The following is a 20,267-nucleotide window of genomic DNA, read 5'->3' as shown; positions in this document are numbered from 1 at the left end:
TCTCGGGCTCAGCAAGGCCCCCAGAAAAAAGGCCTCGCGCTCAATCGAGCGCGAGGCCTTTTTCTCAGCGATGAGCGCTCCAAAGAACGCTTACTGAATCACCCGCGTCACACCACGGCCACGCGGATCGGCCGCCGCTTCCGGCGTATTGCCGTTGACCTTGATCGCCTGGATGTCGCCGCTGAAATCCTGCCCCTTCAGCACGTAGCCCTTCGCTTCGATCTGCTGCGCGAGTTCGCCTTCGATCGGCTTGTACGGCTCCCAGAAAATCGTGTTCGGCGGCAACAGCTGATGATGGAAGCGCATCGCGCCGACCGCTTCCTGCAACGGCATGTTGTAGTCGTACACGTTGTTGATCACCTGGAAAATCGACGTGAAGATGCGCGAGCCGCCCGGCGTGCCGATCACGAGCAAGACCTTGCCGTCTTTCGTCAGAATCGTCGGGCTCATCGACGAGAGCGGGCGCTTCTTCGGTTCGATCGAATTCGCGTCGCTGCCCACCACGCCGAACATGTTCGCGACGCCCGGCTTCGCGGAGAAGTCGTCCATCTCGTCGTTCAGCACGATGCCGGTACGGTCCGCTACCACGCCTGAACCGAAATAGCCGTTGATGGTGTACGTGTTCGACACCGCGTTACCCCACTTGTCGATCACCGAGAAGTGCGTGGTTTCCGCTTTCTCCGGCATGCTCGTGCCCAGACCCGGCTGCACGCTCTTCGTGTCCGACGGCGTGTTCGGATTGACTTCGGCGGCGCGTTTGGCGATATAGGCGTCGTCGGTCAATTGCGCGACCGGCACCTTGTAGAAGTCCGGATCGCCGAGATACTGCGCGCGGTCCGCGAACACGCGCTTCTCGATTTCCGCGATCAGGTGCACGTATTGCGGCGAATTGGGCGCGACGTCCTTGAAGTCAGGCGCAAGGTCGGCCTTCATCTTCAGCAGTTGCACGAGGCCGATGCCGCCCGAGCTCGGAGGCGGCGCGGTGATCACGCGATAGCCGTTCCAGTTGGCCTGGATCGGTTCACGCCACACGGCTTTGTACTGCTGCAGATCGGCCTTCGTGATCAGGCCGTGACCGTGCATCGACGCCGCGATCAGATCTGCCGTCTTGCCCGAGTAGAAATCTTTCGCGCCCTGATCCGAAATACGCTGCAGCACCGCGGCGAGATCCGCTTGCTTGAAGTTGACGCCCTGCTTCAGATTGCCGAAGTACGTGTCGAAGTTGGTCTTGCCTGCGAAGTCTTTCGCGGCCGCGTCGCGGCGCTCCTGCAATTGCTCGCTGACTTCGAAGCCGTCGCGTGCGTAGTGAATCGCCGGTGCGAGCACCTGCTTCCACTTGAGGTTGCCGAAGCGGCGCTGCGCCTGCCACATGCCGTCGACGGTGCCCGGCACGCCCACTGCGCGATAGCCGAACAGGCTCATGTCCTTGATGACGTCGCCCTTGTCGTCGAGGTACATGTTCCTGGTCGCGGCCAGCGGCGCGCGCTCGCGATAGTCGAGGAAGTACGGCTTGCCGTCGACATAGAGCGTCATGAAACCGCCGCCGCCGATGTTGCCCGCTTCCGGATACGTTACGGCAAGCGTGAAGGCAATCGCGACTGCCGCGTCGACGGCGTTGCCGCCTTCCTTGAAGATCTGCTCGGCGGCGTCGGCGCTATATTTGTCCGCGACCGCGATCGCGGAGGCGGTGAGGACAGCCGGCTGCGCTTTCGCAGGCGCCTTCGCGACTGCGGGCGTGGCCTCGAGAAAACCGGCCGATACAGATACGAGTGCGACCAGCGCGAAGCCGCTGGCTGAAGTTTTGGCGTTGCGGAACAAACTCATCGAATATCCCCCAGGACGACTGTTTCATCTGACGACAATCCAGGCTGCCTTGGGCTTATAACATGCGCACCCACAGTTTGCGAAGCTGCAACATTCCCTTGGATGGGTGCTGCATACATGCACAGCGTGGTCGGAATGAGGTGCGGCGCGAGTGTGCCGGAACGGGCACTGGCGGTATGAATGCGGTAGAGACCGCGCCGCCCACCAACCCTTCACGCATTCCCGCGACTGCCGCGCGCGATTTCATTGCCTGCGCCTGGCGGCAAACGCGCGGTGACCGGAATCGACAGGAACGAGAACAGCCCGACCACAAGGAACGCCGGCCAGAAGTCGGAGAACACGATAGTCGAATGGCCCTGCAGGTTGTGCGAAATCTGCAGCACGATGCCCGCGATCGTCACGCCGAGTCCCAACGAGATCTGCTGGATCACGCTCGCGACACTCGTTGCGCGGCCAACGTCGCTGCCCGGAATATCCGCATACGCCAACGTATTCAACGACGTGAACTGCAACGACGGAAAGAAGCCGCCGAACAGCACCACACACCAGATCAACCAGTGCGGCGTGCCGGGAAAGAACAACCCGTAGACCGCGATTGCAAGTCCCGCGCAGCCCGCGTTGAACATCAGCACGGTGCGAAAGCCGAAACGTTCGAGAATGCGCGAGGCGGCCGCCTTCATGAAGATCGATCCGAACGCGGATGCGCACGTGATCGACCCCGCTCTGAACGCGGTCATGCCCAGGCCTTCCTGCAACGCGAGCGGCAACAGAAACGGCACCGCCCCAAGGCCGATGCGAAACAGCGAGCCGCCCGCCACGCTCGCATGAAAACTCGGAATGCGCAGAAGCCGCAGATCGAGCACCGGCAATTCGACGCGGCTCGCGTACAACGCGTAAAGCAGCAACAGCACCACACCGCTCACGCACATGCTGATCGACACGCGGCTCGACACCAGTTCGCCGCCCACCAGCGAAAGCCCCAGCATGAACAGCGACGCCCCGCTTGCGGACAGCACGAAGCCGGTCCAGTCGAGCCGGCCAGGATGCGCTTCGCGCACGTTGGCGATGTGTTTGTTCGCGAGCCAGATGCCCAGCAGGCCGATTGGAATATTGATGACGAAGATCAGACGCCAGTGCAGATACGTCGTGATGAACCCGCCGAGCGGCGGCCCGACCACGGGCCCGAGCAAAGCCGGCACCGTCAGATAGTTGACCGCGCGGATGAAGTCCGACTTCGGCACCGAACGGAAAATGATGATGCGGCCCACCGGCACCATCATCGCGCCGCCGATGCCCTGCACGAAGCGCGCAACCACGAAGGTGCCCAGCGACGTGGAAGCCGCGCACATCAGCGAGCCGGCCATGAAGACGCCGATGGCCGTGCGGAACACCGTGCGCGAACCGAAGCGGTCGGCCACCCAGCCGCAGATCGGTATGAACACGCCGAGGCCGATCACATAGGCGGTGACCGCGAGCTTGAGAGTGATGGGATCCTGGCCGAGATCGCGCGCCAGAACCGGCAGCGACGTCACGATGACCGTGCCGTCCACGTTTTCCATGAACATCGCGCACGCGACGATCAGCGGAACAATGAAAGTGCCTAAAGCGAGAGGCATTGGCATGGCGACGGGCTGCTACGCCGTCGATGTAAAGCGTCGATTATGGCATTGCAGCGGCAACATTTGTTGTTGCGCGAGGGGGTTTCGTGCAGTTGAGTGTGTCGCTTCGTTGTGTGCCCGACGCGCAAGCAGCGCACAACGAAGCGAAGGTGAACCGGCGTGCAGCCGGTTCACCTTCGCGAGATACAGCGGGATGCTTCAGGAGCCCTTCACACAGCCGCCTAGCGCGACGCGCTGACGAGCGGTTGCAATTGCGGCAGGATCTCGGTGCGCGCGCGCGTGACGTCGTTCGGAAAGTCGATTTCGATCCACGGCGCGCCGGTCACGTCGGCGGTATCGAACACGTGGCTGCGCTCCAGCAGCAGATCGCGCACGGCTTCTTCGTGCGGCATGTTGGCCCGGCCGCTTTCGACATAGCCGGCGACGATCTCGGTAAAACGTTGCGCGGTTTCCTCGCGGAAGCGGAAGAACCCGACCGACTCGCCAATGGTGTCGTACTCGAGATTGACCGCGAGCTGCTTGCGCAATTCGACCGGCACGCCGTCTTTCAGACACAGTTTGACGGGCTCGTCGCCGGCTTCGAAATCGCAGTCGATCAGCAGGCGGTTGACCGTCTCACCCGCCACCAGCGCGCTCAGCATGCCCTCGTCGTACAGCACGTCGGCGTCCATCAACAACACGTCGCCGCCGCGCGTGAGCGCCTCGGCCACCGTATGCACCGTCAGCACGCTGCCCAGATCGAAACGCGGGTTCAGCACGGTCTGCACCTTGTGCGGCCAGTTGATGCGTTCCAGTTCCGCCTGCACCGACTCCGGCTGAAAACCGAGCGCCAGCACGACGTCGGTCACGCCGGCGGTTTCGAGCATCTGCAGATGCCGTTCGAGCAGGCTCATGCCGTCGAACTGCAGCAGACATTTCGGGAACTGAGCTTGCGGCGGTTGTTGAAGACGCAGGCCGAGGCCCGCCGCGAGGATGATGGCACGCATGCGCGGTCCTTTGAAAAATACGGAGGTTAATCGGCAACCGGCACGCGCGCCGTGGCGCGCCGCCGTTGCCAGCTTCTTTCGCTGAAGTGCAAAACCAGCAGGCCCGGCAAGCCGAGCAGGATTTCACGCGCGCGCTTGGCGAGCGACAACGCCAGCGCCGCATCCGGCGGCAACCCGACCAGCGGCGCAAGCAGCAGATAGCCGCCCTCCTGCACGCCGAGCGAGCCCGGAATCATGAACGCCGCGCCGCGAATCGCTTGCCCGATGCTCTCTAGCAACAGCGCGTCGAGCCAGTCGACCGGATGGCCGAGAAAGCGCAGCGCGAGCCACACCTCGGCCGTGCCGACGATCCAGCCCACCAGACTCAATACGAAACTCGCCGCCACGCGGCCACGCTCGCGGTACAGCGCCTGCACCGCGGCATCGACGGCTTCCGCGCGCGTCATCAGCGCGGACCAGTCGCGCTTGCCGAAGACCTTCGAGACCACGCCGAGTAGCCGGCCGAACAGACCGCGCCGTTGCGCATAGTAGAAACCGGCGAGCATCGCGCCCAGCACGCCGGTGGCAATCAGCGTCGCGGTTTGCAGGTCGTGCAGCGCGCCATGCGCGGCAGACGCGCCGAACAGCAGCAGCCCGCCCAGTGCGAAGACGATTTGCGCGAGCGCCTGCGCGGTCGTGCTGACGGTGATCGCAGCGGCCGCATCGCGCATGCGCATGCCGCGCTGCGACAGTTGCCGCACCATCACCACGGGGCCGCCGATCTGCCCGGCCGGCAACAGGCTGTTCACCGATTCGCCGATCCAGCGCGCGAACAGCGCGTCGCGCAACGACAGATCGTGATGCGCGCCGTCGCGGCGACGCTGGAACAACACGGAGATCGCGCCGGCATCGAGCACCAGCGGCACGACGTGGAACGCCGCGACGACCGCAAGCCCCCAACCCGCCGCGAGCAGCGTCGAGGCGACCGAGCCGAACCCCTGCCACGCGAGCAGCCCGACGAACAGCGCCGTCCCGATCGACAACAGAAGCAGAGCCGCGCGGCTCATGCGCGATCCTTGCCGCGCGATGCCATCTGACGGAACACCTGACGGAAACCGAAGTACGCAATCGCGTCCTTCATGTTCGAGATGAAACGGCGCCACGGCCGCATGTTGGGATCGGTGACGTATTCGAACGTGAGCGACACGCGCAGCTCGTTCGCGCCGGCCGGCGTGACGCGATGGCGCAGCTTGTCGCCGTCGAAAAACACCAGCCCGCCCGGCGGAATCTGCACCGAGCCCGGCTGATCCGGCACATCCGGATTGCGCGTGTGCAGCTCGTAGTCGAGCCGGCAGGACGAGTCGTCGATCACGCCGAGCAGCAGCGTGTAACGGCGGCCGTCGTAGTACGAAGTATCGTAGTGCCAGCCGATGTGATCGCCCGGCCGCGTGTAGTAGTACAGCGCGTACGCATGCGGGTCGTCGGCCGGCGAGACCTGCAGCTTGTCGCCGCTCAGTTGCTCGAGCCAGCCGATCAGTTCCTTCGAGCGATACAGCTCGGCGATGAACGGCGCGAGGCGGTCGATCGTGTGACGGCTCACGCTGCCGCCCTGCTTGTGACCCGGCAGATAGTTGCGGTTCACTTCGTCGAGCAGCGCACGCGCGCTGTGGACGAGCTGGGCCGTGACTTCAGGCGCGAGGAAGTCTTCCAGATAGAGAAACGCGTCCTGCGCGGCGAAGTCCTTGCGCAGACGCGGGTTGTCGAACGTGCGCGTGCGGCTCGCGACCGCACGGTCGGCATTCGGCGCGGCCGGCGGCGCAACGGGAGAAGGCTCAACCGACACGGCGGCGATCACGTCGTCTTCGGCGTGCGTACTCATTTGCGGACCCACGTTTGACTGGTCTCGGAAGCGCCGGCGGCGACGGCCGCCGGGCGAGCGGCGCGGCGCGCAACGCGCCAGTAGTCGACCACGACCCAGACCGCGAAGAGCGGCGCGCCGATCGACGCGACCACGACGAAGGGCATCACGACGTTCGTCAGCGTGACGATCGGCAGCAGGTACAATACGTCTTCCGTTTCGAAACCGCCGACCGACGCCTGCTTCGTGCCCGCCTTGCCGGCTATCTCCTCGATGCGCATGCGCAGGAAGAAGATCAGCGCGATCGCCACGCCGGCCGCTGCGCCGAGCACGCCCGGCGCGACCTTCAACACGCCGATCTGGGTGGCGCCCACGCCGACATCCATGCCGACGAACAACATCACCGTGACGAGCGCGTCGCACGCGAGGTCGTAAAAATGACCGATGCGGCTCGACTTGCCGCCGATGCGCGCGAGTTCGCCGTCGGTATGGTCGACGAAATTCGACAGCACGATTAGCAGCGCGCCGGCATTGGCCCACGCAAATTCGCCGTGAGCGAGGCACAGCGCGCCTGCCAGCCCGATCAGCAAGCGCAGTGTAGTCAGATGATTCGGCGTGACCCGGGTATTCACTAGCGGAGTCACGAGCCGGCGGGCGAGCCTGGCGTCCCAGGTGCGCGGCGGCGGAACATTAATTGGAGTTTGAGGTCGCGATGTCATAACCCGGAAATATATACGGGATCGAAAAAGATTGCTTTCATCCTGTATGTTTCTTTGAGGTTCGGACGTTACCGATATGCGTCAGCCGCCGAGCAAGATTTGCCGAATCGCGATACAGTGCGAGACCTGTTGCGCCTATTGACACGGAATCAGTTCGATGCGCAGCGTCTTTCGGGTCTGGGCCTCACGCGGCCAACCGGTGCAAAACCACTACATCGAATCGGGGCCGCCACTCACGCTTATGAAACGTCTTATTTCTTCTGTACTCCTTCTTCTCGCGGCCGCGCTGCCGCTCAGCAGTTTCGCCGCATCCCTCGACACGCCGCTTACCTGCAATGAAAGCGGTCACCAGTTCATTGCCGACCTCGCGCAGCAGCAGATGATCGATCCGACGCCGACGCGCGTCGAACACAATTCGATCAATGCGTTCTCGCCGGCGTCCGGCGCCGATCTGACCGCGTTCGGTTTTCGTGTGTTCGCGGTGGTCGGCTATGAAAAAGACGACCCCATGTTCCGCGTCGGCGATGGCGAGCCGGTCGCGCGCTCGGCCTACGGCGTCGTGGTATTCGGCAGCGAATCCAAAGTGCAGAACGCGCTTGCCGGAAGCGGCAGCACGGCGATCGTTCACCATGTGGCGCCGCTCGTCACGGCGATTTTCTGCAAGCGCAGTTGAGACTGGCAGGCGGCGCTCCCGCGAAGTTATGAGGCCCCCATGTGGGGCCTCACCTGTTTCTGGCGCACGCAATGGGTTAGTGGCAATTGAGATTCGGATCGCGAATCGGCCCGCCTCGCTCGGTGATGCCTTCGATCGCAAGCCGCGCCAAGTTCGCCGGCCCCGCCCCTACAACCTGATCGCCGCCGGATCCGCAGTCAGATACCCGACGGTCGCACCGAAGCGGTCCTTGTAGTTCGCGCGCACGAGCGGATCGAGCGTCGATTGGATCTTGTCGTGCAACGGACTTTCCCAATCGCCGACGTGCTGGAAGTTGCTCATTACGTAAGTCCAGCCGTTGATCTCGTCGACCGCATGCAGCCCGGTCGACTCGGCGCCGGCCGGGCACGAGAGCACCCGCGCGAGCGTCTTCGTATCGACGTTGTATGCCCACAGGAAATTGTTCACGTGCATGCCACTGTCCTCGCCGATGAACAGCGTGCGCAGCTTCTCGGAGAACTTGAGGTTGTCCGGGTTCGCAATGCGCTCGGGATTCGCCGTGTTGCCGAGCGCATCGGCGGCTGACAGGTCCTCGCCGACCAGCGCCGCGGGCGCGGCCATGTCCACCGGCACCCATGCACTGTCGATCGCGCCGCCGCTGCGGTCGCGCTGGCCGCCCTTCATGTTCAGCGCGTAGACCGCGCCGGCGCTGATAGCCTTGTCAACGGCCACGTCGGTCGACGCGGCATGACCGCGCACCATCGATTTCTCGATGCGCGACATCGCCGAATACAGCACCTTGTCCTTGATATTGACCGTCGTGCCTTCGAGCTTCGTGAAGCCCATGCTGCCGCCCGCGAGCGCGGCATAGCGATGCGTTTCGAGGAACGTCGCCGCCTTGTTCATGCCCGGCTTGATGCGCACCCAGTTGAAGGTGCCGTTGTAGTTGATCTTCGTGTAGGTCGCATCGGCCGGGTCTTTGGTCGCGACGTCCATGATGTCGCTCGCGCGCAGCTGGTTGGCGAGCGCTTCGATTTCGTCGCTGGTGGCGTGGCCCAGGTTGATCCACGCAAGCGTGGCCGCGCCCGCGCCGCTCGACGACACCTGGGACCACTTCGCGACGTACAGCGTGCCCGCCGACAGATCCGCTTCGCGATCGGCAATGAACATGAACAGGCCGCCGTTGGTCGCGTCGTCGCCCATCAGGACCGTGCGCCGGTCCGGCATCACCTGAATCAGTTCGTGCGAGATGCGGCCGAGGCAGTAGTGCTTCCTGATCGTGCCGGTGCCGTCCGGATTGACCGTCACTTCCGGCAGATGGCCATAGTGATACGGATTCGCGGTGGTTTCGTCGCCATACAGGCTGCGGCTGAAGCCCTTGAACTGGCTGTTGGTGGCGATCGTCGTCGCGTCCGGTTCGTACTCTTCGCTCGACAGATGCGTGTTCCAAGGCGACAGGCTCGCGCCGCAAGTGATCCACAAGCCGTGCGCCTTCGACGTATTGACGTTGTGATAGCCCGCCAGCGTGAGCTTGCCGGTGGCCGGGTCCTGATCGAGCGTCAGCACGGCGATCGGCGACGGCAACTGACCGTACATCGACACGAGGCTCTGGTCGCGGGTCGCGTATTCGAACTGCACGACCGCGAATACCGCGTTGCCTTTGAGGCCCTTGACCGTGGGCTTGTCGAGCTTGATCAGCGAACTGCCGTCCGGGCAATCCGAGTAGAACTGGCGCTCCTTGCCCGCGACCGATCTATCGACGATCGGCTGATTGCCGATATCGAAATAGCCGCCCGCGAGGATCGTCCCGCCGTTGATGTTCGGCACGCTGTCGCCGGTGACGAAGAACGGCTGATAGGCCAGTTTGAACGTGCGGCTGCTGCCGTCGCTCAATTGCACCGTCAGCGTGGAGCCTACCGTGGTCTTCGCCATCGCGGCGGGATCGGCAAGCGTCGGCGCGGCCATGCTGCCGAATGCCGCCGAGACGAAGTTCGCGACCGGCTTGACCGGCGTCGCCAGATCGTCGCCGCTGCCGCCGCAAGCGCTCAGCATCGACGCCGTGGCGAGACCGCCTAGCGGCAACATCGGCGCACCGGCGAGGAGTTTCAGGGCCTTGCGGCGGGAAAGGTCGAGCGTCTCTGCCATGTTGTCGTGATCCATGGATTGGGTAGTGTGGGTGGAGGCACAGCCGGCACGCACTCAGATCCACAACCGCATGGTTCACGCTCGCGCCGCTATGACGCGAGAATTCTATGAAACGAATATGAAATTATATTGACAGGTTTTAGTAATGTTAAATTCAGCTTCCGGTAGGCAAGCTGAGCCGCATGCCCGCTAACCCGGACGGCGAAATTCGTTGTCAACCCATGCCGCGGCGCTCGCCTTGCTCAGCTTGAAATTGGGCGCGACCTGCACTTGCGCGAGCTGCTCGCCGAAGGTGTCGAGCGCGGTCAGCAGCGCGTACGGTTCGTCTTCGTCGGGGACGATGTCCAGCGTGATGTCGAGTTCGTCGTTGCCATCCGCGCTCGCCACCCGCACTTCTTTATGCAGTTGCGCGCGCAGTTGCTGCTCATGACGGCGCAGCACTTCCGACGCGGTCTTCACCAGCGTGTTGAACGCCGACGTGTCGAGCGGCTTCGGATCTTTCTTGTTGCGGCCCATCGTCCACGGTCCGACGAGCGCGGGTTCCGCTTCGCCGTCCTTGATCATTTCGACGGCCCAGCCTTCGTCGTCTTCATTCTTGATGACGCGCGCGGTCCAGCCGTCGTCGCGCCACAGACGCGATTCATGCACGCTTTCGTCCAGGGCGGACAAGCCTTCCGTCGTGAAATCAGCAGCGGTGTCGGACGATGGAAGGGAAGTATCGGTCATTACAGGTTCACTCACGTTCGCGGGGCGGAAACACATCTCAAGCACGCAATTCTACCCGCCCCACGCGCGCCGGCCGCGTCCCTCTGACGAACGGACAAGTCGCGCTGAGAATATGACTGACTACGCGCTTAGCAAGCGTACCGACGTGTATGTGGAAGGCGTGTATCAGCATGCGTCGGGTGAACTCGGCAACTTCGGCGCGAACGTGGCGGCAATCAACACGCTGGCGCCGTCGTCGACCGGTAATCAGGTCGCCGCGGCTGTCGGTCTGCGTCACCGCTTCCAGGTTTTCCACGTGGTGCTTGCAGCGCGAATCTATCCATTCCTGTTGCGTTTCAACCCGCGCGTGACACGAGCACGTCGCGGGTTTTTTATACGGCGCTTACGATTTGACGTAGTGGTGACGATCGCGGTGGGTAACGACGGGTACGACGGATAACGGCGGGTAGTGACGGCGCGAGCACACGGTGGGTATACTGAGCGAAGCCGCCTCACCTGCCGCCATGTCGCCGCGGTTGCACGGCGGCTTCGTCGCGAAGCACGACGTTGCGCTGAAAACGCGTTGCGCTTCGCCCGGGCCCCAAGTTCCCGCGCACCACCGGGGACGCCGACGATCGGATCATGAAAAGACTTCTCCTGTTAGCACCCGCTGTTGCCGTGATTGCGTCTCTCGCTGCCTGCGGCTCCTCCAGCGGCCCCGCCCGCGATGCGTCCGTGCCGATGATGTACGTATCATCGCAACGCGCGCCCGCCTATATCGCCGATTGCCTCGAAGGACGTTTGCCGCGCGTGCGCATGTCGCACGTCGGCGCGGCGACGGAACTCGCCGTCGGCCCGGATTCGAACAACTCGTACTTCGTCACGCTGACGCCGCTCAACGCGGGCTCGGTGATCAAGGTGATGCATCCGGCGAATGCGCCGGACGATCCGCCGGAACCGGAAATGCGCTTCGACATCGCACGCTGCGCGACCTGAGATTCCGGTCACGCAACAGTGTTGTGAAGGCCACGCCGCTGCGCGAATTTTTATCTCGCGCAGCGGCTATTTTTTTATCTGCTCATCTGCGAACATAGCCGCCCTTTATCTTTCATGCGACGCACCGCGCCGCGAGTTTCGATGGCATCGAGCAACGCACATCACGCGACCGGTTTTGCAGCCGGCGTCATTGCGGCGGCAATCGTCGCGCGCATTGGCGACGACGCCTCATTTCATCTCGGCGCGCTGTTGAGTTTCCTCGCGGGGGTGGCCGGAAGTACCGCGCCGGACTGGCTCGAGGTGGCGTGGTGGTCGCGCGCGCGGCGTCTGTGGATTACGCATCGCACGTTGACGCATTGGGGCGTGGGGTGGCTCGCGCTGCTGGCGTTTTCCTATCACTGGCTCGGGCATTCGATCTATGCCGCGCCGGTATTCGGCTTCGCGTGCGGCGGGCTGATGCACCTGTTCGCCGATTGGCCGAATCCGCTCGGCGTGCCGTGGATTGCCGGCCGGCATTCGCTGAATCTGTGGAAGAGCGGGCACTGCGATCTGATCGTGGTGGCGGCTTCGTGGGCGGCGGCCTGGTTTATCGGCGCGCATGTCTGGTGGCATGGCGCGCATGAACTGTCGCTGCTGCGGCATCTGCGCGTGGGATAAGCGTTACCGCATCGCAGCCGCATAGTTGGCGGGCGTCACGCCAAGCAGGCGTACGAACGCTCGCGTCATGTGACTCTGATCGGCAAAGCCCGCCGTTGCCGCCGCGTCGGCAAGCGTCGCGCCACGCGCGATCAACTGCCTTGCGAGCGCCATGCGCCGCTGCATCCTGTAGGCGTGCGGCGGCAAGCCCATCTGATGCGCGAAACCGCGCAATAACTGGAAACGGCTCAGGCCGCTATCGGCGGCGAGATCGGCCAGCGTGAGCGTGGCAGCGGGATCGTCGTCGATGCGCGCTTTCGCTCGCGCAATCGGCCCCAGCGCGTCAGCCGTGATGATTGAAACGAGACGGGCAATGCGCGCCGCGCATCATCGCCGCCCCTCATCGGTACGCTCACCTTCACGCACCTTGCCTTGCGACACGCTGCTGCCCGGCGGCACGCTATGTGTGAGCCACACGTTGCCGCCGATCACCGAGCCGCGTCCGATCGTCACCCGCCCGAGTATCGTCGCGCCGGCATAGATCACGACATCGTCCTCGACGATCGGATGACGCGCGTTGCCCTTGATCAACGCGCCGTCGCCATCGGCGGCGAAGCTCTTCGCGCCCAGCGTGACCGCCTGATACAACCGCACGCGTTCGCCGATGATCGCCGTCTCGCCGATCACGACACCCGTGCCGTGGTCGATAAAGAAGCTCGGCCCGATCGTCGCGCCCGGGTGAATATCGATGCCGGTCGCCGAGTGCGCGATCTCGTTGATGAAACGTGCCAGCAGCGGCACGCCGAGCCGATGCAGCGCGTGCGCGAGGCGGTGGTGGGTCATCGCCCACACGCCCGGATAGCAGAGCAGAATTTCGGTGATGTGCTGCGCGGCCGGATCGCCGGTGAAGGCCGCCTGAATGTCGCTGACCAGCAGCGCGCGAATCCCCGGTAACTGTGTGGCGAATTCGCGAGCGACGTCGAACGCGCGCTCCTGCAGTTCCGCGTCGGGCGTCGCGCCGAACTCGGGCAGAAACCGCAACGCGCGGCGAATCTGCTCGGCGAGCAGGCGCAAGGTGCTTTCGAGCGTATGGCCGACGTAGTAGTCGACGGTTTCGTCGGTCAGATCGGGCGCGCCGTAATGCGTGGGAAAAAGCGCCGCGCGCAGGCCGGCGACGATGTTGACCACCGCTTCGCGCGACGGCAACTCGCGAATGCCGAGCGGATGGCGCGTGCGATGCAGTTGTTCACGCGACGCGCGCAACTCCGCGACGATCTGTTCGAGGCCCCAGTTATGGGAAGGCACGTTAGGCATAAAAGGACGACGCCGTGCGGCAAGCACGATTTGAAGTGATTATGCCGAGAGATTACCGCGTTTTGCCGCGGCTCGCGCAGCACCGCCCGGCCGGCTGGCACGCGGTTCGCCTGCGCTCACGCTGCGCCGCGCGCCTGCTTCAGATGGTCACGCTGCTCGCGTCGATCCAGCGCACCGCCCAGTCGCGCGCATGGGCAATCGCCGCGGCTTCGTCGGGAAAGCGCAACTCGGTGGGGAAGAAACGGTTGGCGACCAGTTCGCCGTCGCTCGAGCGCGAGATGACCACATAAGGTTGCCAAGTGCCGTCGCCGGCGCGCGCTGGCGCGCAATTCAACAAATAGCCGCGATGTGTGAATGCAGCATCGAAGTGCATGTGTCACCCGCCCTGACGGCCCCGTAAAATGTTTTGAGTAGCGCGGCCGTTCGTTGTTTCCAACCATGATGGGATAGCCGGGGCCATGTCGTCAATTTAACCGCGCTTCGCTCGTCGGAGTAAGATCATACTCTGTAGAAAATACGCGTCCATTAAAAAAAACGAAAAGAATCCTCGACGCAATCGCCTGGCGAAATGCCCATCGCATGTATAGCGTTGCAAACGTGACGCAAGCACATTGCAAGTCACGCACACAAGGGCGGCGTGCCAGACGGAACGGGTTTTGCTGACCTTCAACCATGTCCTCTTCAAAGGAGAACGCATGATGAACAGCGATATCGTCAAGCCAGCGGACGCCACCAGGCAACCGGGCACCCGCGGCCCGCGCTCGGCGGAGTTGCACAACGACCGCACGCACGACAGCACGGTCGACACCGACTGCAAAAACCTCGAAGCCGCGCGCATCGCGGGCTACAGCCCGATCTCGCCCGACGAGATCACCACCAGCAACGCGAGCCTGACCAACAGCGTGCCGGAGGCGCTCGACGGCATGGCCGGCTTCGACAGCCGGGTTGGCGGCAATCACCTGCTGCTCGCGCTGGAGCCGGGCTACACGTTGATCGACAAAGGCATGATCGAACCGCAAGGCGCGCATCCGGCCGACTACGAGTTCGATGATCGCCCGGTGCGCAGCCGCAGAGAGCGCGGCCGCGTCCATTACGCGCTGAATCATATGCGGCCCACACGCGTGATCGAATTACATCGGGTGAAATAAGCTTGCGCGCGGCATGCGCGTGTTTGCGTTTGCGTTTGAATTTCCGCGTTTATTGCTGTTAATCAGCGAATTTCAAAGGCGCGCATCGTTTGAATAATGGTGCGCGCTTTGCCTCGATTTGTTTCGATTAGAAACTGAGGGTTGCAGGATCTCGGCGCCGCAGCGGCTTTTTCTTCCGGCCGCATGCCGACACAATCGGCTGCATGTCAATAACGCTCAACGGAGCATCAGATGAAAAAAATCGTCGTGATCGGCGCCACCGGCACGCTGGGCCAGGCGGTCAGTGCGGAGTTGCAGGCGCGCCACGAAGTGATCGAGGTGGGCGCGACGCGGGGCCAGTATCGCGTCGACAGCACGGACCCGGCGAGCGTCGAGCGGCTCTTTCGCGAGATCGGCAAAGTGGACGGCGTCGTCACCGCGACCGGCAAGGTGCATTTCGGGCCGCTGCCGGACATGAGCGTCGAACAGTTCTGGGTCGGTCTGCGCGACAAGCTGATGGGTCAGATCAACGTGGTGCTGGCCGCCCAGCAATACGTGAACGACGACGGCTCGTTCACACTGACGAGCGGCATTCTCGCCGACCAACCGATCCGCCTGGGCGCGAGCGCGACCACGGTCAACATGGCGCTCGAAGGTTTCGTGCGTGGCGCGGCGATCGAATTGCCGCGCGGCATCCGCATCAACGTGGTGAGTCCGACCGTGCTGACCGAAGCGATGGATGCTTATGCGCCCTACTTCCGCGGCTTCGAGCCGGTGCCGGCGCAACGCGCGGCGCTCGCCTATGTGCGCAGCGTGGAAGGTGCGCAGACGGGCCAGGTGTATCGCGTGGGGTATTGATGGTTTGACGGGAAGTGCACGGGAATCACGCGATGCGCTCGTGCCGCAGCGCGTGCCCCTCTCGACGTGTCGCCGCTCCATGGCGGCAGCACGGCTTTCGCCACGGCCCTGGATAAACTCGTTGAATCGCGCCTCGCGAATCCGCTCAGTGAATCTCCGGCTCGCCCGGCTGGTCCGCGTCCGGGGCCGTGCCCCCATACGCGCCGCCGCGTTGCAGGAAGTCGAAGTCACAGCCCTGATTCGCCTGCATCACATGCAGCTGGTGCATCGCGCCGTAGCCGCGCGTGAAACGCGGCGCCGGCTTGACCCAAGCGGCCTTGCGGCGCGCCAGTTCTGCGTCCGACACCAGCAGGTTGAGCTTGCGCCGCAGCACGTCCAGCTCGATCATGTCGCCGCTTTGCACCAGCGCAAACGGCCCGCCGACGAACGACTCCGGCGCGACGTGCAGCACGCACGCGCCATAACTCGTGCCGCTCATGCGCGCATCCGAGATACGCACCATATCGCGCACGCCCTTTTGCAGCAGCTTGCGCGGTATCGGCAATTGCCCCCATTCGGGCATGCCCGGCGCGCCCACCGGCCCGGCATGCTGAAGCACGATCACGCAGTTCTCGTCGATGTCGAGCGCGTCGTCATCGATGCGCGCGGCCATGTCATTGTAGTCCTTGAACACCACCGCGCGGCCGGTATGCAGCAGCAGTCGCGGCTCGGCCGCGCCGGGTTTGATCACGGCGCCGTCGGGCGCGATATTGCCGCGCAGTACCGCGAGCCCGCTGTTGGGCAGCAGCGGCTTGTCGCGGCGGCGAATCACATCGTCGTTGAATATCCGCGCGCCTTCGATGTTCTCGCCAAGCGTGCGGCCGTTGACGGTTTTCTGCGCACGGTCGATCAGGTCGCCCAGTTCGGCGAGCAGCGCCCGCAAGCCGCCCGCATAGAAAAAATCTTCCATCAGATAGGCGCCGGTCGGCCGGACGTTTGCCAGCACCGGCGTGCGGCGCGAGATGTCGTCATAGCGATCGAGCGTCAACTCGATGCCCGCGCGGCGCGCGAGCGCGATCATGTGCACGATCGCGTTGGTCGAACCGGAGAGCGCGAGGCACGTGGTCACGGCGTTGTCGACCGAGCCGGCGGTGAGCAGATCCGACGGCTTGAGATCCTCCCACACCATCTCGACGACGCGCATGCCGGTCTTCACCGCCATCTGCGCGTGCCGCGAATCCGCGGCGGGAATCGACGCGAAGCCGGGTAGCGTGAAGCCGAGCGCTTCGGCGGCGCTCGTCATGGTCGACGCGGTGCCCATCGTCATGCAGTGCCCCGGCGAGCGCGCGATGCCGCCTTCGATGCCTTGCCAGTCGTCCTGCGTGATCGTCTGCGCGCGCAGTTCGGCCCAGTACTTCCACACGTCCGAGCCGGAACCGAGCGTCACGCCATTCCAGTTGCCGCGCAGCATCGGGCCGGCGGGCAAGAAGATCGCCGGCAGGTCCATCGAGATCGCGCCCATCAGCAAAGCGGGCGTGGTCTTGTCGCAACCGCCCATCAGCACGACGCCGTCGGCGGGATAGGAGCGCAGCGTTTCTTCTGCTTCCATCGCGAGGAAATTGCGGTACAGCATCGTGGTGGGTTTCTGGAACGGCTCGGAGAGCGTCTGCACCGGCAGCTCGACCGGAAAGCCGCCGGCTTGCCAGATGCCGCGCTTCACCTCCTCGACACGCTGCTTGAAATGCGTGTGGCACGCGTTGATCTCGCTCCACGTGTTGAGAATCGCGATGACCGGCTTGCCCGCGTACTCCTCGCGGTTGTAACCCATCTGCGCGGTGCGCGAGCGATGGCCGAACGAACGCAGATCGTTCACCCCGTACCAGCGGTGGCTGCGCAACTCCTCGGGGGTCTTTCTCTTCGTCAACGTCTGCTCCACGAATGTCGTCGGGAGGGCTTCAGCGCTTCTGCTCCTTCACGCGCGACACGATCTGCGTCGGGCTCACGAATTGCAGTGCGATCAGCACCCAGATCAGCGTGATCGCCATGTAGATCATCGCCATCGCATCGATCGATTGCGGGGCGCGCACGCCGGTTGAAAATACAGCGTAGTACAACGCGACCACCAGCGTTTGCGTCGCAGGGCCCGCGGTGAAGAAAGTCAATTCGAACATGCCGATGGTGCGCACCAGCACCAGCAGTCCGGCCGCGAGCATGCCGGGCACCAGCAACGGCAGCAGCACATAGCGGAAATAACGGAACGTGTTGGCGCCGAAAATGCGCGCGGCCGCTTCGAGATTGGGGTCGATCTGCTCGATGAACGGCGTCATCACCAGAATCACGAACGGTAGTGCCGGCACGAGGTTCGCCAGAATCACGCCGCTCAGCGTGCCGGCGAGGCCGACCTTGTACATCACGGTCGCCATCGGAATGCCGTACGTGACAGGCGGCACCATCAACGGCAGCAGGAAGATCAGCATCGCGATGCGCTTGCCCGGAAATTGCACGCGCGCGAGCGCATACGCGGCCGGCACGCCGAGCAGCACCGACAGCAGCACGACCGCGCCGACCACCTCGATGGTCACCCACAGCACGCTCGCGAGCTGGAAATCGCGCCACGCCTGCACGTACCAGTGCAGCGTGAAGCCTTGCGGCAACAAGGTGCCGAACCAACGCGTCGCCACCGAATTGACCGCGACGGTGGCAATCAGCAACACCACGTTGAGCAGGAAGAACACCATCACGGCCCGCACCAGCACCCGCCAGACGCGGCCCGGCACGCTGGCGCGCTGCGCCTCGCGCCTGGCGGGTTCACGCGCGCCGTCGTCGTCGTGGTGTTTCGAAGCGGACGCGGACCACGCGGGCTGCGCCGCACGACGCTCGGTCGTCATCAGCCTTTGCCTCCGGTTGTCGGACCGCTGTAGAAGAAGCGGCGCGCGCCGAGCAGCGCGGCGACCACCACCAATTGCACGAAGCCCATCACCATCGCGATCGCGGATGCGAGCGAATAATCGTAGCTTTCGAACGCGGCTTCGGCCGCGGCGATCGACATCACGCGCGTCGGACCCGCGGGCGCGCCGAGCAGCACCGCCGACGGAAACACCGAGAACGCCTGCACGAACGACAGGCACGCCGCCATCGTCAACCCCGGCATCAGCAGCGGCAAATAGATGCGGCGAAACTGCTGCCACGGACTCGCGCCGAGCGTCGCTGCCGCGCTCGCGAGCGTGGGGTCAATGCCGGTCACGTACGACAGGGTGAGCAGAAACGCGAACGGAAAGCCCGACACGATCAGCGAGATCAGCACGCCCCAGAAGTTATGCGTGAGGCGCACTTCGCGCGTGTACAGATGCAGGCCCTGCAACGCTTGCGGAAACCAGCCGTTCGGGCCGAAGTAGGTCAGCATGCCGTCGGCGATCAGCACCGTGCCGAGCGTGACGGGAATCACCAGCAGCGTCGTGACGATCTTCTGATAGCGCGAATAGCGGCGCAACGCGAACGCCACCGGCACCGACACGCCGACGTTGATGAACGTCGCGGGCACCGCGAGCTTCAGGGTCACGAGTATCGTCGGCCACATCGACGTGTCGGTGAAGAACGTCAGATAGTTGGCCCACGGGCCGCCGCCGTTCATCGGCCGGAACGACAACACGAGACCGTACGCGAACGGATAGATGAACAACGCGACGATGAACAGCAACGCCGGCGTGACCAGCCACGCCTTGGCGTCGCGCGGCGCGAGCGGCGGGGAACCCGGCGGCGACAGCGTGGGCGTGTTCATGCGGCCTCGGCGGCGTAGACGAGCACGCTTGACGGCGGCACCCGCAGACTGATGCGCTCGCCTTCGGCGAATTCGCCGACGATGCGCGCCCACAAATCGCCGAACGCGGTCTGCACACGCAGCAACGAATCGTGGCCACCGTATTCGACGGCGTTCACCAGCGCGTCGAATGCGTTGTCCGCGCCGGGCGCGGCTAACTCCATATCCTCGGGACGCAGCGCGACGCCGACGCGTTTGCTGTCGAAGCCGGCCATCGGCGTGCCGAGCAGACGCACGCCGTTCGCGCTCACCGCGACGGCTTCGCCTTGCGTTCCGTCGAGCGTGAATTCAGCCACGTTGCGATAGCCCATGAAACGCGCGACATGCAGATTGTGCGGCCGCGTGTAGACCTCTTTCGGCGTGGCGACCTGCTGCACCACGCCCTCTTTCATCACGACGATGCGGTCCGCCATCGACAGCGCCTCATCCTGATCGTGCGTCACGTAGAGCGTCGCGCGTTCGAGCTGGCTATGGATGCGGCGAATCTCCGCGCGCATTTCGATGCGCAGTTTCGTATCGAGATTCGACAGCGGCTCGTCCATCAGAATCAGCGGCGGCTCAATCACGATCGCGCGCGCAATCGCCACGCGCTGCTGCTGCCCGCCGGACAGTTGGCCGGGCAGCTTGTGTTCATGCCCGACCAGTTGCACGAGTTGCAGCGCTTCGCGCGCGCGGCGCATGGATTCGCTTTTGCCGACGCCGCGCATCTTCAACCCGAAGCCGACGTTATCGAGCACGCTCATGTGCGGAAACAGCGCGTAGTTCTGAAACACCATGCCGAAGCCGCGCTTTTCCGGCGGCAGCACGTCGATTCGTTTGTCATCAAGCCAGATGCCGCCGCCGCTCAACGGCTGCAAACCGGCGATGCAGTTGAGCGCGGTCGATTTGCCGCAACCGGAAGGCCCCAGCAACGCGATGAACTCGCCGCGCTGGATCGTCAGATCGAGTTCCTGCAGCGCCGCGATCGGCTGGCCTTGCGCGTTCGTGAAACTGCGGCTCACCGAATCGAGCCGCAACTGCTCAAAGTGATGCTTCATGGCGGTTTCCTGATAC

At 64.0% G+C, this 20,267-nt stretch carries 19 protein-coding genes and 2 pseudogenes; 6 read left to right on the top strand and 15 right to left on the bottom strand.

Annotated features, from left to right (window positions below; genetic code table 11):
- Positions 1-90: 90 nt before the first annotated feature.
- From ggt to HV744_RS02615, 6 genes are all read right to left on the bottom strand, one after another.
- Positions 91-1,824: a gamma-glutamyltransferase gene (ggt, locus tag HV744_RS02640; protein WP_175148001.1), complete on the bottom strand. Its 1,734-nt coding sequence runs from the start codon at positions 1,822-1,824 to the stop codon at positions 91-93.
- A 212-nt stretch (positions 1,825-2,036) separates the two neighbouring features.
- A complete protein-coding gene (locus HV744_RS02635) occupies positions 2,037-3,440 on the bottom strand; it encodes an MFS transporter (protein WP_175148203.1) in 1,404 nt (467 codons plus the stop codon).
- A 224-nt stretch (positions 3,441-3,664) separates the two neighbouring features.
- Positions 3,665-4,429 (bottom strand): phosphocholine cytidylyltransferase family protein, encoded by a 765-nt coding sequence (locus HV744_RS02630; protein WP_175148000.1) that lies wholly within the window; start codon positions 4,427-4,429, stop codon positions 3,665-3,667.
- 26 nt (positions 4,430-4,455) lie between these two features.
- Positions 4,456-5,475, bottom strand: coding sequence for a lysylphosphatidylglycerol synthase domain-containing protein (locus HV744_RS02625; protein WP_175147999.1), 1,020 nt, complete (start codon positions 5,473-5,475; stop codon positions 4,456-4,458).
- Positions 5,472-6,287 carry a HalD/BesD family halogenase gene (locus tag HV744_RS02620; RefSeq protein ID WP_175147998.1) on the bottom strand — a complete coding sequence of 272 codons (816 nt, stop codon included), beginning with the start codon at positions 6,285-6,287 and terminating at the stop codon, positions 5,472-5,474. Before HV744_RS02620 ends, HV744_RS02625 begins: the two co-directional genes overlap by 4 nt.
- Positions 6,284-6,985, bottom strand: coding sequence for a CDP-alcohol phosphatidyltransferase family protein (locus tag HV744_RS02615; RefSeq protein WP_175147997.1), 702 nt, complete (start codon positions 6,983-6,985; stop codon positions 6,284-6,286). The genes HV744_RS02620 and HV744_RS02615 overlap by 4 nt, the downstream gene beginning before the upstream one ends.
- 241 nt (positions 6,986-7,226) lie before the next feature.
- Between HV744_RS02615 and HV744_RS02610 the strand changes: the two genes are divergently transcribed.
- Entirely contained in the window at positions 7,227-7,658 is a 432-nt protein-coding gene (locus HV744_RS02610) for a hypothetical protein (protein WP_175148202.1), read from the top strand.
- Positions 7,659-7,826: 168 nt separating this feature from the next.
- On the opposite strand, the gene HV744_RS02605 is transcribed toward HV744_RS02610, so the two are convergent.
- Positions 7,827-9,782 carry a PhoX family protein gene (locus HV744_RS02605; RefSeq protein ID WP_175147996.1) on the bottom strand — a complete coding sequence of 652 codons (1,956 nt, stop codon included), beginning with the start codon at positions 9,780-9,782 and terminating at the stop codon, positions 7,827-7,829.
- A gap of 189 nt (positions 9,783-9,971) precedes the next feature.
- Entirely contained in the window at positions 9,972-10,508 is a 537-nt protein-coding gene (locus HV744_RS02600) for a hypothetical protein (RefSeq protein ID WP_175147995.1), read from the bottom strand.
- 118 nt (positions 10,509-10,626) lie between these two features.
- Here HV744_RS02600 and HV744_RS02595 point away from each other — a divergent pair.
- From HV744_RS02595 to HV744_RS02585, 3 genes and pseudogenes are all read left to right on the top strand, one after another.
- Positions 10,627-10,791: pseudogene (locus HV744_RS02595) on the top strand (porin); the annotation flags it as partial.
- A gap of 338 nt (positions 10,792-11,129) precedes the next feature.
- Positions 11,130-11,483 carry a sugar ABC transporter ATPase gene (locus tag HV744_RS02590; protein ID WP_175147994.1) on the top strand — a complete coding sequence of 118 codons (354 nt, stop codon included), beginning with the start codon at positions 11,130-11,132 and terminating at the stop codon, positions 11,481-11,483.
- Positions 11,484-11,624: 141 nt separating this feature from the next.
- Positions 11,625-12,140: a metal-dependent hydrolase gene (locus HV744_RS02585; protein ID WP_175147993.1), complete on the top strand. Its 516-nt coding sequence runs from the start codon at positions 11,625-11,627 to the stop codon at positions 12,138-12,140.
- Between the two features lie 3 nt (positions 12,141-12,143).
- On the opposite strand, the pseudogene HV744_RS02580 reads toward HV744_RS02585, so the two are convergent.
- The 3 genes and pseudogenes from HV744_RS02580 to HV744_RS02570 form a co-directional block, all read right to left on the bottom strand.
- Positions 12,144-12,458, bottom strand: a pseudogene (locus HV744_RS02580) (helix-turn-helix domain-containing protein); the annotation flags it as partial.
- 48 nt (positions 12,459-12,506) lie between these two features.
- Positions 12,507-13,433, bottom strand: coding sequence for a serine O-acetyltransferase EpsC (gene epsC, locus HV744_RS02575; protein ID WP_175147992.1), 927 nt, complete (start codon positions 13,431-13,433; stop codon positions 12,507-12,509).
- Positions 13,434-13,572: 139 nt separating this feature from the next.
- Positions 13,573-13,806, bottom strand: coding sequence for a hypothetical protein (locus tag HV744_RS02570; protein ID WP_042326247.1), 234 nt, complete (start codon positions 13,804-13,806; stop codon positions 13,573-13,575).
- 325 nt (positions 13,807-14,131) lie between these two features.
- Here HV744_RS02570 and HV744_RS02565 point away from each other — a divergent pair, with 325 nt between their 5' ends.
- Positions 14,132-14,581 carry a DUF3005 domain-containing protein gene (locus tag HV744_RS02565; protein WP_175148201.1) on the top strand — a complete coding sequence of 150 codons (450 nt, stop codon included), beginning with the start codon at positions 14,132-14,134 and terminating at the stop codon, positions 14,579-14,581.
- A gap of 231 nt (positions 14,582-14,812) precedes the next feature.
- Entirely contained in the window at positions 14,813-15,418 is a 606-nt protein-coding gene (locus HV744_RS02560; protein WP_175147991.1) for a short chain dehydrogenase, read from the top strand.
- Positions 15,419-15,563: 145 nt separating this feature from the next.
- Here HV744_RS02560 and araD read toward each other — a convergent pair whose 3' ends face one another.
- The 4 genes from araD to HV744_RS02540 are packed head-to-tail and all read right to left on the bottom strand — an operon-like array spanning position 15,564 to position 20,251.
- Entirely contained in the window at positions 15,564-17,321 is a 1,758-nt protein-coding gene (araD, locus tag HV744_RS02555) for an L-arabinonate dehydratase (protein ID WP_175147990.1), read from the bottom strand.
- A 31-nt stretch (positions 17,322-17,352) separates the two neighbouring features.
- Complete coding sequence (locus HV744_RS02550; RefSeq protein ID WP_175147989.1) at positions 17,353-18,285, bottom strand: ABC transporter permease; 933 nt, start codon at positions 18,283-18,285, stop codon at positions 17,353-17,355.
- Positions 18,285-19,175: an ABC transporter permease gene (locus HV744_RS02545; RefSeq protein WP_175147988.1), complete on the bottom strand. Its 891-nt coding sequence runs from the start codon at positions 19,173-19,175 to the stop codon at positions 18,285-18,287. Before HV744_RS02545 ends, HV744_RS02550 begins: the two co-directional genes overlap by 1 nt.
- Positions 19,172-20,251: an ABC transporter ATP-binding protein gene (locus HV744_RS02540; protein ID WP_175147987.1), complete on the bottom strand. Its 1,080-nt coding sequence runs from the start codon at positions 20,249-20,251 to the stop codon at positions 19,172-19,174. Before HV744_RS02540 ends, HV744_RS02545 begins: the two co-directional genes overlap by 4 nt.
- Between the last annotated feature and the right edge of the window lie 16 nt (positions 20,252-20,267).

It is taken from the genome of Paraburkholderia ultramafica (genome assembly GCF_902859915.1).
Taxonomy (GTDB): Bacteria; Pseudomonadota; Gammaproteobacteria; order Burkholderiales; family Burkholderiaceae; genus Paraburkholderia; species Paraburkholderia ultramafica.
The sequence above is the reverse complement of the archived record's forward strand: the minus strand, read 5'-3'. Positions and strand labels throughout refer to the sequence as shown.